Here is a 13,845-nt window from a genome sequence, read left to right on the forward strand (position 1 = left end):
AAATAATATGAACACAATTACTTCCATAGATAATGATCCACTTTTTCTGATCGCGCAGATTATATTTTCGATGTTTGTACATATCGCCGACGCGGATAAATCCATTACCCCCCAAGAAGTAAGGCGGTTTCAAAATCTGCTGAAAGATACAAACTGGATCGAGAATGAAGATTTGCGAGCAGGCGCAAACGAACTTCGGGAAAATTATCGTAATTATTGGGAAAGTTACGAAGACGGAAAGATGCTGACCAGCCCGGATATTATCGCACAGCTCGTTTATAAAGTTGTCCCGCAATTGGGAGAAGACCGCAGCAAAAACCTAAGATCAGATTTAAGCAAATTGCTCGAACACTTCGAGAGTACTATCTATGGTGTAAGGTTCATGCGCAATGAACCTGCGGCCAAGTCACTCGCCCGACAAGATATTGCCAGCATCCTAGACGCCGTGCGGACGGCACCCGCAATGGATCTTATAGAAATGGCGGGTTCGGGGACAGTACAGACGCCACTTGAAATACCGACCCCCGTTTCGTTGGCGGCTGAGCCGCGGGGGGACATCAGGTCTTGGACGCCAGGCAAGACGAAAGTTCGATGCGTCGATGTTATTGCTGAAACACACGACACGAAGACATACAATTTCGTTGCCGAACAACAGGTCTTGTTTGACTACAAGCCTGGCCAGTTCGTTACAATCGAGGTGCCCTTACCTGGTCAGACGTTGAGACGCAGCTACACTATTTCATCATCACCATCGCGACCAAACGTACTCTCGATTACGGTGAAGAAAGTACCGATGGGGTGGATGTCGAACTGGCTCTATGAAAATATGACTGAAGGGTTCGAGTGCATTGTTAACGGCCCGACGGGTAAATTCACTTGCGCCAATCATCCTTCTGAAAAGATACTATTTCTCGCAGCTGGTAGTGGTATAACACCTTGTATGTCGATGTTGAGATGGCTAGCCGACACATCGAAAAAAACCGACGTCGTTTTCATTAATAACGTACGCACCCCTAACGACATCATCTTCCATCAGGAACTCTTATACCTTAGCACGCGGTTTGGGTCACGAATGAGGTTGGCAATCGTGCCCTCCAGCTTGCATCCGGGGCAGCCTTGGCATGGTCCGATAGGTACGTTCAACGAAGAACTCATGCGAAGTTATGCGCCCGACTTCATTGAGCGTGAGATATTCGTCTGTGGCCCGCCAGGATATATGCAGGCTGCCAAGAACCTTTTCGCATCGCTCAAGTTCCCAATGGAGCACTTTCACCATGAGAGCTTTGGTGGAGCAGGCCCTGCTCTGCCCGCGGCCGTCAATCCTGTGAGCGCTGCTGGTTCCGCGAAGCCTTCAGTCTGTGATGCGTTACCGAGTATTCCGAAGGTTCAAACCCCAGCGTCAGGTCTTGGGTTGAAAGCATCGACGTCAAGTTCGGCCGGCGGCAGTGCGGTCGCCACCCCGCCTGCCTCTGCGCAAAAGCAAGGAGTCCTATCGAGGGGTGGACAATCACGCGTCAAAATCAAGGGCGGCGAGAGTTTCATAGTCGAGCATGACCAATCTATTCTTGAGGCAGCTGAGTCTTGCGGTGTCCAACTCGAGCACTCGTGTCGTTCAGGCGTCTGTGGCGCTTGCAAAATGAGGAAAATATCAGGGAAGGTTGAGATGGCAGAAGGTCATGTTCTGTCGCCGGAAGATGTGTCTGAAGGACTTATATTGACTTGCATTGGTAGAGCAACAGGCGAAGTTGTAATTGCGCCTGAATAATCAACAATTAACGATTTTTTCGTTTGGTTACAATTGTTTATTCAAGCGAATGGGAAATATACTCGCCTCGTTAAGGAAAATATTAATAATAAAAATCCAGTCAAAGAAGAGGAGAGCTAGTGTATGAGCTTTGATTGCAGCACTGAGGAGAACAATTCATCTGTTAAGAACAATGATTTGCTGCGAAACGATAATAATCGCAGTGGCGCATCGGAACTTTCCGGTATTGATCTGAATCTTTTGGTAGCACTCGAGGCGCTTCTTGTATGTCGAAACGTGACGCATGCCGCTCATCGTCTGGGCCAAACCCAACCAGCTGTCAGTCGCGCTTTGGCACGGCTAAGAGACGTTTTAGGTGACGATATTCTCGTTCGCAGCTCGACGGGTATGAAATTAACAGCGCGCGGGGAATATCTCCAGCAAACCGTTCCCGCAGCAATGAGGCACATTCGCGATGTCATCACTTCTCGTACGGGTGAGGCCGAGATGCGGGTGAGCGTCAGCAGTGAACTTATGCCGATCGTGCTGCCTTACTTGTTCAATTCCACCGCAAAAGATAATGAGACGGTAACCCTTGGCAGTCATAAATCGGAAAACGAAGCTTATGCACAGCTACGGATGCGTACCGCTGATTTGACCTTGGGAATATTCCATGACGACATGGTCGAGGGAATAGAGTCTGAGTTCTTCTTCAAAGAAAGCTTCGTTACATTAGTCTCTTCGGAGATCACGCAGCGTCCAGCAACGAATGAAGAATTTTTGGGGGCTCGGCATGTTGTTGTCGTGGAGAACGGCAATCACATGTTTCCCCAGGTTCATGAATCACTACAACGGAATGGTGTGCGCAAATCTAACATCCTGGAAATGCCGGACATCCTAGCTGCTGCGCTTCTCGTTTCTGAACGAGAGCTGAAACTGACCGTGCCGCGTTCAATCGCGGGATGGTTGAGCCGGACACAGAATTTTGTAGCATTTGTTCCCCCTGTAGAAATAACGCCACATAAAATCTCCATTGCCTGGGCAACCGGTTCGAATGCGAGTCTTCGGCTCCGAATGATCTCGAATATCCAGCAAATAGTGCTTCAAGCGTTGAGGGCGGATCAGCTGCTAGTTAAAATGTTATAGAGATGGTTGAAAATTACGAATTGCGTATTTAAAAATTTGATCATGCGCTTTAACTTGCTAAGTTAATCCCTGGAACTGGCCTCACAACAGTGTAGTCAGTAATCCAATATCACATGGATCGTTTTGCGTAGCGGCCGGAGCCAATAATATATGGTCGTGAAATTTATATCCGGTGCGGATGAAGGTTTAGAAGGTTGGAATTTGAGTGGAGTCGACCTAAATCTGCTCGTCGTTTTGGAATCACTGTTACGCTGTCGGAATATTACACATGCAGGCAATGAGCTAAATATTAGTCAGCCAGCCGCCAGTAGAGCGTTAACTCGCCTCCGTGAGTTGTTCGCGGACGAGTTGCTCGTCCGCTCCAACCGTTCGTTTGAGCTAACGCCCCTCGCAGAGAATCTGTCTTCTAAGGTCGAGTTGGCAATTGGAAGCGTTGAAAGGGTTTTTAGCAGACGCGTTCTTGAGCCTGAGCGCTTCACCGTTGCATTGCCCGACCATATTGCGTTCTTTCTAGCTCCCAAACTTACGAATTATTTTCGACAAATTTCGCCGAGTACGCTCTTTTTGCCAACAATGAAGCTCACCAATGTTCTAAATCAGATGGAAGAAGGTGGAGTAGACTTAGCGGTTGGCACCGCAGATGACACGCCGCCCGGCTTTTTCTGCCGCGCATTGCCGCCAATTCCTTCATTGTGCCTCGCCAAAAAAGGGCATGTCGCGACGAAAGGTGATATCCCCTACCAAGAATTGGGGCGCTTTCTGTCGCTGCGAATTGGTTCGACATACAACAGCGGCTTCGGCGAGGTTTACGATGGTCTCGAAGCTCTACGTCCTAAAGGACGCGAAACTTTCACCGTCCAAGACATACACACTGCAGCACGTCTGATTCTCGACACCGACGCTATTCTCGTCCTCCCTGTGCCGTCCGCGATGTTTCTCGCCTCGCGTTTTGGGCTCGAAACGTTCGTACCCAAGAGGGGACCGGATTTACCATCTTATCAGACGTCTCTCATCTGGCACAGTAGATGGCATAGAAGCAGTGTTCACGCGGGTGTACGCAGCACAATGGCGTCACAAATTCTACAATATAAACAGTAGTAATCCAAGAATTCTCCCGTTATATTTGACAACCGCACTGTTGCTCTATCGACAAGACCTCGATGCAAGTATTCAAGTTTCATATGAAACCTCAATCAGCGGGCTGTAACCAAAACAACGGTAGAAAAATCATAAACTTCTATTATTCTCACAAAGAATTTTTTGGAGTTTTTCAATGGCATGTTTCGATATGTTATCAAGTAACGAGCCCGTATTAGAAGTCTTCTCATCGTCAATGAACGTTCTATCTGGTGAATGGACGTATGTTATTCTGTCGAACCTTTTGGTTGGCCCGATGAAAATGGATCAACTTCATACCGACATACCTAACGCGGATCGATCAGTTCTATATCGCCAGCTCGAAGAGGTGGAACGGGCTGGTCTTGTAGAGCGGCTAGCTGAATGTGACGGGCACTACGGACCAGAGTACGGGATAACACCGCTTGGACGGACGCTCGAGCCTATACTTTTAGCACTTCAAAGCTGGTGCGAGCGATATGAGGCGTGCCGTCAACACGGCGAGCGTGTTTACCCGGTCAAAATTTACGAGTGACGAACTCAAAGGTGCTTATAGTGGAGTAACTGCGTGCCAAATCGTCCGCTACCGGCATATCCTACGTGACACCTATGATGAACTATCGAGTGTCGCCCCGCTTTGAAAATTCGAAGCGAGACTGCCAAAACCAAACGATCACGGTAACTATGATATCGGCGACGATCTAAAAACATGCCCATCCTGTAGTAGGCAGACGCACTCCATTGAGGAGATCATCAGCGATCAAAGTCATATCAACGGAAAGGCAGAGGGACTTGGGAATGGGGCTCGATACGCCTGCCGGAACTGTGCTCTCGTCGCGAACTGTGGCTGCGGCGTTTCCTGAGAATTCTCTACCGGCAGCAAATGCCGTCTTCACACCTGCCGCCGCTGTCGTTCAAAAATACGTTGATTTCGTTCCAATCTACTATCAGAATCCGCATTTCAAACACGCTGATAATATCACTTATCTTTGGCCTCGAAATGGCGGAACAGATGTTGCAAAAACAGACATGCAAACCGGGCCCAGATAGAACCACCGGCCTTTCGGAGATGAATGCGGATGGTCATGTGCCACGGACGGTTGGCGCGCATTAACCACGCCCGTTGGCCTGGTTGATTGTCTCGCCCATACACCGCTTTTCTCAGGCAAGGAGGACGGCGAACGGGCGACACAAGCGCTGGAATTCGTACCGCATCTCTAGGGAGTCGAAGGCAGGCTTGACACAAAGCATTAAGGAGGGCGGCCCAAGAGTTGCTCCTGCGCGAGCCGCTCGATTTCGTTTATCCAGATATAGAAACGAAGCAAGTTCTATTGAACTGGCTTCGTTATAATTGCCGACCGGCCCGCGTGCACTAACTCCTAAAATTTCTATGAAACAGAGAGTGGCATCTTCCAGTTAGTCATCCGGAGAAAAAGAAATAGTTCTCTGAAATTCTCCCATATTCATTTATTTGTGGCGACTTTGTTTGTTCCAAGCTGTCAATCAATCTTTAGAACCGGAAACCTAAGCCAATATTGACCACACTCTGACTAAGATCCGTTTCGATACCTGCCAGTTCTACAGGATCGAAATTGTTGTAGCGATATTCGGTACGAATAAACATATGTTGCGAGACCGCCCAGTCGACACCCGCGCCGACTGTCCATCCGCTTGCTTTCCTATCCTGATTAAAGTCGCGTTCATAGATGTCGGTCTGCGTCCAACCGGCGGCAACGAATACCAGAGCGTTGCCTTGCTCTTTACCGACACGTACGCGAATGGACTTAGACCATTCGGTCCCAACTTCGGAAGCTGTCGCGGTCATTCCGTTGAACTCGCGTGCCATATCGGCTTCGATGCCCGCAACGACACCATTATTTAACTGCCAATTGTACCCGGCAAAAACACCAATGCGACCACCTGGAAAGTTATCTGTGTAATTGTAACAGCAAAACTCGAACTCTCCTTTTGCGATGCCATACCCTGCGAGAACTCCAATGTATGGCCCCTTCCAATATAGCGGCGCGTCCGAAAAAACTGAAGGTGGCAGAACAGGCTCGAGGGGTTGTGGAATATCCGCCGCACTGGAAATCGATGTGCTCGCCAAAAGGAACAGTGGAACAAAATAAATATACTTCAAAATAATTCTCCTACCGAAAAGATTTAATTAATTAGCAAAATATTAGCGTGCTACCCCTGCACTACGATCTCGATGTTCATATGTAGGTTCGAATGTTTCTCTATCGGGCGACGCTTCAGGACTTGCATAGGCTCTTTCGGCGTTCGAGCGCACATCTTTGCGTTCAATTGTTCCTTCCTCGTTTTCGTTTGAGTGTGTCTGTTGCACCTCTTCCGGTATTCTTTTGCGCCCGTGCATCATGTCCATTACCTGCTTGGCTTGTGCGGGCAGTTTTTCGTCGGAGATAGCATTAAATGCCTTGAGATGCCCATTTAAGGGGCCATTTTCTCGACCATCCTTATCTAGATTTCCCTTCTTCTCCTGTCGCCCAACCAGGAGGTCAGCTTTCGTGACGCTACCATCCTTGAGCAAGCTTCTGAGCTCTTTCAATCTTTCAGTGTCGGTAGTAGATACACCTCGCCAGGTTTGCTGGTCTTTATCGAAATACCAAATTGCAGCTTTGCTATCGTCAACTGAATTGGTTTTTTCAGCTCTGACTTTCACTGCACTGCTACCTAGAGGCACCTCCTTCCCGTTTTCGAGCGTTTTGGTACGAACGTCGACGTTTGGCCTACCGTTCATTTGCGCAAAAGTATTAGGATCTATCTCGTGTTTCTCCATAGTTTTTTTGAAGTGCTTGGGGTCGTCAGCTTCAACATACTGCGCATGCTGCATCTGACCATCCCGTCCCTTAACCATCACCTCAATTCCATCAAACTGCTTCCGTCCATGAAGAAAATCTTGCAGCACGGCACCCTGAGGAGCACTATTAATTGCTTTAGCATCAAACATCTCATTTGAAATCTTAAGTGCCACCTCCGGCCCAGGATGTTTGTTAGTATATTCATTGATAAACGCTTGCGGTGAGATATGCTTCATATCCATTTCTGTTTTGGACATGAAGGAATTTCCTTGATATGACTTGTAATAGACCTCTTCAATCTGGGTATTTGGCTTCTCAAAGTGCTTAAGGACTTTCTTGTGGGAGTCGATATCATCGTTTGCTTTAAAGCTATAGGCTTGCGTTGAACCATCTTTGCGCTGCGCCCAGACTTCAGCACCCCATTCCCCGGATGCTATTTTATGCTCATTTTTATAGCTGTATTCGCGCCGGAGATTCCTTCCTTTGTCCTCATAAAACATTTGATGATCGCTAAGCTTGTACTTCGGGTACCACTTCCCATCCTTACCTCTGAAACCCTTTTCCTCGGGATTTAGCTTTTTTTCGAGCTTCATTTCTTTTTCCTGAGGCAAACCTATTTCGCGCCGCAAATCTGCATCCGACTTGAATTTCTTCTTTTGATGGCGGTCCTTTTCGTCCTTCGAGGCGTTCCACTTAGGTTCGGGAACTATATTACCGTTCCTATCCTTGACTACCGCATACCGTTGCGTATCGAATGCTGGCACATAACGTCCTCCTGGCCGGTCATCCACCTTTACGATGATTGCGTGTTTCTTTATTTCGTCTAACGTTACTTTTAAATTCGCCGCCTTCTCATAGTCATTCAACCTCAGATACTGTTTGGGATTGTTTTGCGGGTAGCCAAACAGCATTCGCTTCGTATCTTTGAGTTTGAGATCCCCAGAAACTTGAGCGCGTCTTTCTAGTCTCATCACCTTCTGAAGGGCGCGTGCCATCGCTTCGTCTTCTGACAAATCTCCGGCATCCAACATTTCTTTATTTTCTTCTTCAGACATTTGACTATCCTTCGCCTTTCAATTTTGCATTCACCAGCGCCTCGTACGCCAAACGGGCTCGCAACACTTGAATACGATAACTTTCCTCTTTACTTATATTCTTGGTATACGAGTTATCATTTCTGGAGGTAATATCTTCTTTTCTCCTTGACGATAAAGAATACTTATCGTCTCGGTCAATTATATCCAATTTTGCCATAGATTTTCTCTTTAGCTTTGATTCAATTTCACGATATATATCATCGTCATATTGTTTTTATTAACAACTATTATTTTCCAAGGATGAGTTTCATTTGTAATATATTAAAATTTCTAAGCGTTTTTGTCTTCATCCGTAGACGGAAGGTAAACCTCGAGTACGCCTCGCTTACCGTCTCGCCTACCAACCTGAATGACCAAGTCAATCGTACGCTTTGCGTAGGCAATCACCTCACCATGAGACATTTTTATTCCCGAACGCATGACCATCAAGGCAAGGCGATCGAATGCCAAAGCGGGGCTGTCAGCATGAATAGTTGTAACCGCACCAGGATGGCCGGTATTGATGGCCTCTAAAAAATCGTAGGCTTCAACACCGCGTATCTCACCAAGAATGATACGATCCGGGCGCATACGTAGACAGCTCTCCAGAAGCTTTGATGGCGAACGCGCGGACTTCTCCTTGCGCTCTGTAACCAGCCCGACCTGATTTCGGTGTGGCGGGAAGAGCTCTTGTGCATCTTCGATTGTTATGAGCCGCTCATGTGGCAGCATCATTTCAATAAGTGATCTTGCCACAGTAGTTTTGCCAGAGGAGGTTCCTCCCGAGATCAGAATATTAAAATGCTGCTCAATGGCATTACGAAAAAGCCCCTGAAGATCACCTAACCGAGCCATCTCGGCTATTGCTTCTTGCCGCTGGCGTCTTTCGTCATCGACACGAATTTGTTTCCCATCAACGAACCCGATCTCGGTGCTAGCTAGCGCTTTGGTCATATATTTACGGATCGAAAGCGAGACTCCATGCTCCACAGCTGGCTCAACGACGATTTGTACGCGTTGGGGGTTCCCCCACACCATGACTCGCCCCGAAACAATGGGGCTGAGCGCACCAAGGGTATTTCGCGTTTCCCCGGCCAATTGTGCACCGAGACGTTTGATGGCTTGGGGAGGCAAAGTGACGTCTATCTCGGTCATCCGATCACCACCTGAAACCTCGATGAAGATGGAGCCGTTTGGATTGATGACAAGTTCGTTTACTGCGTCATTGACAAGATATTCTCGAAGTGGGCTCAAATACTGCTCAACATAAGAAATCTCACGTAGGGACTGGGCATCACTCATCGGAACACCAAATCGCGATTGACGAAGATTCGAACCTCTTCCCCTTGAGGCACTCGAATGATTGGAGGAAGGTTCATGTATTGTTCAAGGGCTCCCTTTGCTTGGTCTCCCAGCGATTTGCTAATCGTACTGCCGATATCGTCCCCACCTCCACGACTGTTACCAGAACCGACATTTATTATCGTTGAATTCTCACTTGGCTCTTTCCGCCGCTCCACCTGTGTTGAAATAGCAGCTGGAATAGCAGATATGCTGCTGATCAGGACCGCCGCGCTGAATTTTCTAGCATAGCGGTTATCAACATTTCCAAGTGTTCCCGATCGTCCAAGCTTGTCAGTCCCTATGGATCCGAGATCAATCGACTTTCCGTCAGGCGTGATCGCCCGGTTCCAAGCAATTTGGACGCGCCTTTGCTCCAGATTTACCTCATTGTTAAATTGGCCCACCACGATCGTCCCTTGCGGCATCAATATTCGAGACCCATCGAAAGAAAATACCGGTTCAGTAATCTGTGCACGCAAGCTTCCAGGCAACTGCGTGTCGATAGCTGTTTCCAGGACGGCAGAGATTATCGTTCCTTGAACAACTGTACGGGACGTATCTGGAAGGTGTCGCGAAGCAGCTGTCGTATAAGACGTTGTAGCTGCAGTCTGGAGAAACTGCGAGTCTCTGCTCATCTCGTCGCGGTTACTCTCTCCCCCACCACTGCTGGCAAATGCAGCACCAGGCGCTCCGCCCTGATCAACGACCACGGCATTTGATTCTCGCTTGGTCTTTTCAAGTGCTTCTCGTTCTCTCTGCTCTAAAGCCGCTGCTTTTGCAGCTTCTTCCGCTCGTTTTCGGGCTTCAGCAGACTTGGAAGCCTCCTCCCGTAATTGCCTGTTTTCTTCTTGGAGTTGGGCTCGTTGCTCGTCGAACTTGCGGGTGAGTTCATCATTATACTTGCTCATCATTCGCTGGATGTCAGAATTCGACAGGGATGGTTGTCTATTTCGCTGAATGGCCTCCATCTCGGCTTGCAGTGCCTTGAAGCGTTCGTTCAACTCAGCGTTGGGATCGACTTGTTTAACTTCTGGCATTGCTTTGGCGGGAACGGAAAAGTCGAGGCTGACTTGGTCATCACGACGTTGACCCACCTTCAGATCCACATTTGAAGTTCGTTGCGTTTCAATCCCTTTTCCAAACATTGAGTTGAAGAGCTTCTGTGGTCCAATAAAAATTGCAATCAAAACAACGCTTGTTCCGAGCAGGACCGCAGCAGTAACGATACGGGAGTTTTTAGCTCCACCGGACCTGCCAGAATGTTGCCGGGCGCGACGTGAGTTCACGAGTTCTTCGCGAATCTCAGAATCCGGGTCCGAATTAGCTTCGGCATCCACGTTCTGGAGCCGCTCTTTATTCAGGTCCGAGATGATCTGCTTCTTTTCCATGAAATTATCTCCCCGCCAAGACGAGATTGCCGGAACTGGTCACTGCGCGGTCGCGTCCGATACAGACGAATTGATCACCAATACGCAGAACCCAGAATTCGCTTTTCCCATCGACAACAATGGCGTCACCTCGGGTACGTGAGTTAATAAGTTCTTCGGTTTTCTTCGGACCAACCTTGAAAACTGCCGGACGTGGTGCGCCTTTCTGAAGAACGAATGTTGTCTGAAGACCATTGTCATGCACTTCCACGGGTTTGAAAGGAGCGTCTCCGGACACCAGATAGCGCCTATTGGTTATCTTTAGCTCGTGCTCTACAGACTTAGGCTTTGCATCGCCTGGATAAGTGAAGACGGAGCGAAAAACGCCGGAAACACTATTTTTCTCTTCTGGCCTTGAATGGAGCTCGAAGGAATAAACGTGACGATCAGTGTAAATCGTCATGTTTGTGTCGGCGTTCTGCCCGATAGGCTTCACGCTCACCACACTCCCTGATTTCAATTTCACGATCTCCCACGACGCGCTATCACCAATAATGATTGACTGAACTTCCTCCATTGAAGAAAACTGCAAAGCGGTGACCGATTTCAATGGCACATCCAACCGGTAAACAGCATCTTCGTTATAAGCATAATATTTGATACGCCCGTCCGGTTTCATATGGATTGCCGGCTTGGCAAGCGCCGGGCTGGCAGTCAGAAAAAGTAAAAAAAAGACAGAAAGAAATTTAAAATTCATTTTATCCAATCCAATCCAATAGAATATTCAGAGGTTCCCCGTTTCAGCGTCCATTCTGTAAGACACCACTGAGAAACCGAGTGGGTTCTTCCAAACTGCCTCCAGCTTTTCATTTTCTTTAGGGGCGAAGGTGAAACCGACCGTTGCCACAAAATGGCGTTCTACGGTGTCACGTCCTTTCTCTTCTCTGATTTTCGTGATGCGTACTCTAGCGAGATCCGGGGCATGTCGATTTGCGGAAGGGCTTATGGAGATGGATTTCACCACCACGCGAACTCGAACATCATCCCCATAGACTGTCGGGGGATACTGGGGCGATGCGGAAGTCCAAAGCTGTGCCAAAGTTTCCGCAGCGTTCCCTTTTGAACGTGCCATGACGTCAAGAATTCGAACCCGGTTGTCAGCAGGATCAAAGACTTCCCGATCAACAACGTATGACACTAGTTCAGCTTGCTGCACCGCGTCCTGCTGTTCCAGCGATGCAGGGCGAACTTGCACAATCTTTTCCGCTTCGCCGGTCGTTTTATCGACCATGATTACGTAAGGCTTCGTCTCACTGAACGGCAGCATGACCAGAACGCAACATATAGAAAGCAAGGCGAGAAGCATTGATCCGATTGAAATTTTGGCCCAATTGTTGCGTTGTGCGCGAAGCGAAAAAAACAATTCGTCTTCGAAAGCATGTTGAACATCGTGATCGCCGGAGGAAAGGTTCGATGTCTCCATGATTCTTTTGAATTTTAAATTAAACATGTCCGGTAGCCTAATTTTCGATACGAAGTTCATTTTTCATCGTCTCCGTTTTTGGTCTCGCTTTTTTCATGACGACGACTTTCTTCGGAACGCTGCTTTGTCGAAGACGGCGGTTGGTAGCTGTCCGTTCTTTGAGCTGAACTTTGATTTCGGTTACTTGAAACGGGGCTTGCACCCGTTGACGTTGCTCGGTCACGGGGCGATCCTGATTCTCGCTTACGCTCTCCTGCACTGGATCGGGAAGACTGACCTTGTCCGTCAGGGCCGTCTGCAGCAGATGTGGAGTGATTTCCCTTGCTTGCGCTGGTATTTGGACTCTTACTTGAACGTCGTTCTGAACGAGCCTGATTGCTAGATGACTGACCCTTATCCGAATTCGATGAAGAGGCTGACGACTGCGATGAACTCGAGGAGGAGTCGGACGTGGATGACGACGATGTTCCCCGCTTTCTATCAGGGCTATTCTCCCACGCATCGGTGCTCTGCGACCCGGTTGACCGCTTTTCGCCCCCGCTAGACGTACCGTTTGAGCCAGCTTCACCTCCGCCGCGCTCTGCACGCGTCCTCCGCGGCGACTGGTTACCGTCTCCAAGCCGGCCCGCAAGCCGACGGTCCCGTCGATCTTGACGTGCGACGGCACTCTGGCGCATGCCATTCAACATGGCCCATGCCGTACGCGACTTTGATGCGCCGCCCTTGCGAGCAGTGCGCCCCACATCAACGGCGTCACGGACGCGTTGAGCCGCACCGTACAGTTTCTTCGTTCCGGACTTTGCCAACCCATAGCTGCCGGCAGCCATACTCATGCCCAGGCCTCCCGCCATCATGGCTCCCGCTTTTAAGGTGCTGGCACCGGCGGCCGCGACACTGGTCGAAGCTAATGTTCCTGCCATCATGGGCAACTTGAACAACAAGTACAGCGCAGACAGCATGATCAGAATGAACCCAAAATACTTTATCTGATGCGTGTTCTCCGCATCAACATTGATAAGGACCTGGCTGGCAAGGTAGAGGATGATCGACATCAAAGCAGATGTAAGAAGTGGCAAAACAAGGAAGCTGACAGCTAACTGCATCCAGCTTTGGAAATACGAACGTGTCTGCTCTAACATGAGCATGACGATAGCGAGCGGAGCCAAACTGACCGCGACAGCAAATCCGACCTTCGCGACGATAACTGTGATCGCGCAGGCCGCTATGAATCCACCGCCGATTATCAGGATCAATATACCGAGAAAAATGTTCCGAATGGATTTCCCAATATTGAATAGAGAAAGATCGCGTAGGAACTCGTAGGCGATGTTGACGATTGCATTGCCGAATTCGTCCATTCCGGTATAGGTATCTTTTATGACGGATGGATCAATTAGATATCCGCCGTCCACTGTGATTGGCATCGTTTCGCGTATTGCCGATATTAGTATCGCCGAATAACCGTCAGGAATACCTACAAAGACATCATAAACCCCTTTGAAGTTAGCCCATATCGTCAAGAACGCGACAATCATCAGGTAACGTAGAACCCAAAATAAATAAGTCGATAAACTTATAGTTTGAAACTGCAGTATATGGTTCAAGCCGATATATAAAAGACCAACTATTCCCACGGATCGAAGCAAATCCAAGAGAGGTGATGTGGCAGCTGTAAAGACAGTTTGAATATAAACTATCATAGAATCGTTGATAGTAGTGGCCAGTTCCGAAATGAGACCCATGACAA

General features: G+C 48.5%; 11 protein-coding genes. 4 read left to right on the plus strand and 7 right to left on the minus strand.

All coding sequences use genetic code 11. From position 1 onward, the window contains the following. Positions 1-7 precede the first annotated feature (7 nt). From QSJ70_RS16050 to QSJ70_RS27695, 4 genes are all read left to right on the plus strand, one after another. On the plus strand, positions 8-1,765 hold the full coding sequence (locus tag QSJ70_RS16050; RefSeq protein WP_285537794.1) for an FAD-binding oxidoreductase: 1,758 nt from the start codon (positions 8-10) through the stop codon (positions 1,763-1,765). A 123-nt stretch (positions 1,766-1,888) separates the two neighbouring features. Next, the gene (locus QSJ70_RS16055; RefSeq protein WP_285537796.1) at positions 1,889-2,890 is read left to right on the plus strand and encodes a LysR family transcriptional regulator; all 1,002 of its coding nucleotides are present in this window, start codon (positions 1,889-1,891) and stop codon (positions 2,888-2,890) included. 150 nt (positions 2,891-3,040) lie between these two features. Further along, positions 3,041-3,988 (plus strand): LysR family transcriptional regulator, encoded by a 948-nt coding sequence (locus QSJ70_RS16060; protein ID WP_285537798.1) that lies wholly within the window; start codon positions 3,041-3,043, stop codon positions 3,986-3,988. A 235-nt stretch (positions 3,989-4,223) separates the two neighbouring features. Then, entirely contained in the window at positions 4,224-4,541 is a 318-nt protein-coding gene (locus QSJ70_RS27695) for a winged helix-turn-helix transcriptional regulator (protein ID WP_352231010.1), read from the plus strand. A 975-nt stretch (positions 4,542-5,516) separates the two neighbouring features. Here the strand turns inward: QSJ70_RS27695 and QSJ70_RS16065 are convergent. From QSJ70_RS16065 to QSJ70_RS16095, 7 genes are all read right to left on the minus strand, one after another. Further along, the gene (locus QSJ70_RS16065) at positions 5,517-6,146 is read right to left on the minus strand and encodes an outer membrane protein (RefSeq protein WP_285537800.1); all 630 of its coding nucleotides are present in this window, start codon (positions 6,144-6,146) and stop codon (positions 5,517-5,519) included. A 42-nt stretch (positions 6,147-6,188) separates the two neighbouring features. Further along, the gene (locus QSJ70_RS16070) at positions 6,189-7,883 is read right to left on the minus strand and encodes a hypothetical protein (protein WP_285537802.1); all 1,695 of its coding nucleotides are present in this window, start codon (positions 7,881-7,883) and stop codon (positions 6,189-6,191) included. Between the two features lie 312 nt (positions 7,884-8,195). Beyond that, entirely contained in the window at positions 8,196-9,206 is a 1,011-nt protein-coding gene (virB11, locus tag QSJ70_RS16075) for a P-type DNA transfer ATPase VirB11 (protein ID WP_285537804.1), read from the minus strand. Then, on the minus strand, positions 9,203-10,636 hold the full coding sequence (locus tag QSJ70_RS16080) for a TraB/TrbI/VirB10 family type IV secretion system protein (protein WP_215779653.1): 1,434 nt from the start codon (positions 10,634-10,636) through the stop codon (positions 9,203-9,205). Before QSJ70_RS16080 ends, virB11 begins: the two co-directional genes overlap by 4 nt. A gap of 4 nt (positions 10,637-10,640) precedes the next feature. Beyond that, the gene (locus QSJ70_RS16085; protein WP_215779655.1) at positions 10,641-11,372 is read right to left on the minus strand and encodes a TrbG/VirB9 family P-type conjugative transfer protein; all 732 of its coding nucleotides are present in this window, start codon (positions 11,370-11,372) and stop codon (positions 10,641-10,643) included. 27 nt (positions 11,373-11,399) lie between these two features. After that, complete coding sequence (locus QSJ70_RS16090; RefSeq protein ID WP_252349172.1) at positions 11,400-12,158, minus strand: VirB8 family type IV secretion system protein; 759 nt, start codon at positions 12,156-12,158, stop codon at positions 11,400-11,402. Next, positions 12,155-13,840, minus strand: a complete 1,686-nt coding sequence (locus tag QSJ70_RS16095) for a type IV secretion system protein (RefSeq protein ID WP_285537808.1) — start codon at positions 13,838-13,840, stop codon at positions 12,155-12,157. The genes QSJ70_RS16090 and QSJ70_RS16095 overlap by 4 nt, the downstream gene beginning before the upstream one ends. Between the last annotated feature and the right edge of the window lie 5 nt (positions 13,841-13,845).

This window comes from Brucella sp. NBRC 12950, from assembly GCF_030268145.1.
Classification (GTDB): Bacteria; Pseudomonadota; Alphaproteobacteria; order Rhizobiales; family Rhizobiaceae; genus Brucella.

Coding starts and splice junctions, on each gene's coding strand:
- QSJ70_RS16050 (WP_285537794.1), top strand. CDS start 8: ATGAACACAATTACTTCCATAGATAATGATCCACTTTTTCTGATCGCG.
- QSJ70_RS16055 (WP_285537796.1), top strand. CDS start 1,889: ATGAGCTTTGATTGCAGCACTGAGGAGAACAATTCATCTGTTAAGAAC.
- QSJ70_RS16060 (WP_285537798.1), top strand. CDS start 3,041: ATGGTCGTGAAATTTATATCCGGTGCGGATGAAGGTTTAGAAGGTTGG.
- QSJ70_RS27695 (WP_352231010.1), top strand. CDS start 4,224: ATGAACGTTCTATCTGGTGAATGGACGTATGTTATTCTGTCGAACCTT.
- QSJ70_RS16070 (WP_285537802.1), bottom strand. CDS start 7,883: ATGTCTGAAGAAGAAAATAAAGAAATGTTGGATGCCGGAGATTTGTCA.
- virB11 (WP_285537804.1), bottom strand. CDS start 9,206: ATGAGTGATGCCCAGTCCCTACGTGAGATTTCTTATGTTGAGCAGTAT.
- QSJ70_RS16080 (WP_215779653.1), bottom strand. CDS start 10,636: ATGGAAAAGAAGCAGATCATCTCGGACCTGAATAAAGAGCGGCTCCAG.
- QSJ70_RS16085 (WP_215779655.1), bottom strand. CDS start 11,372: ATGAATTTTAAATTTCTTTCTGTCTTTTTTTTACTTTTTCTGACTGCC.
- QSJ70_RS16090 (WP_252349172.1), bottom strand. CDS start 12,158: ATGAACTTCGTATCGAAAATTAGGCTACCGGACATGTTTAATTTAAAA.
- QSJ70_RS16095 (WP_285537808.1), bottom strand. CDS start 13,840: ATGGGTCTCATTTCGGAACTGGCCACTACTATCAACGATTCTATGATA.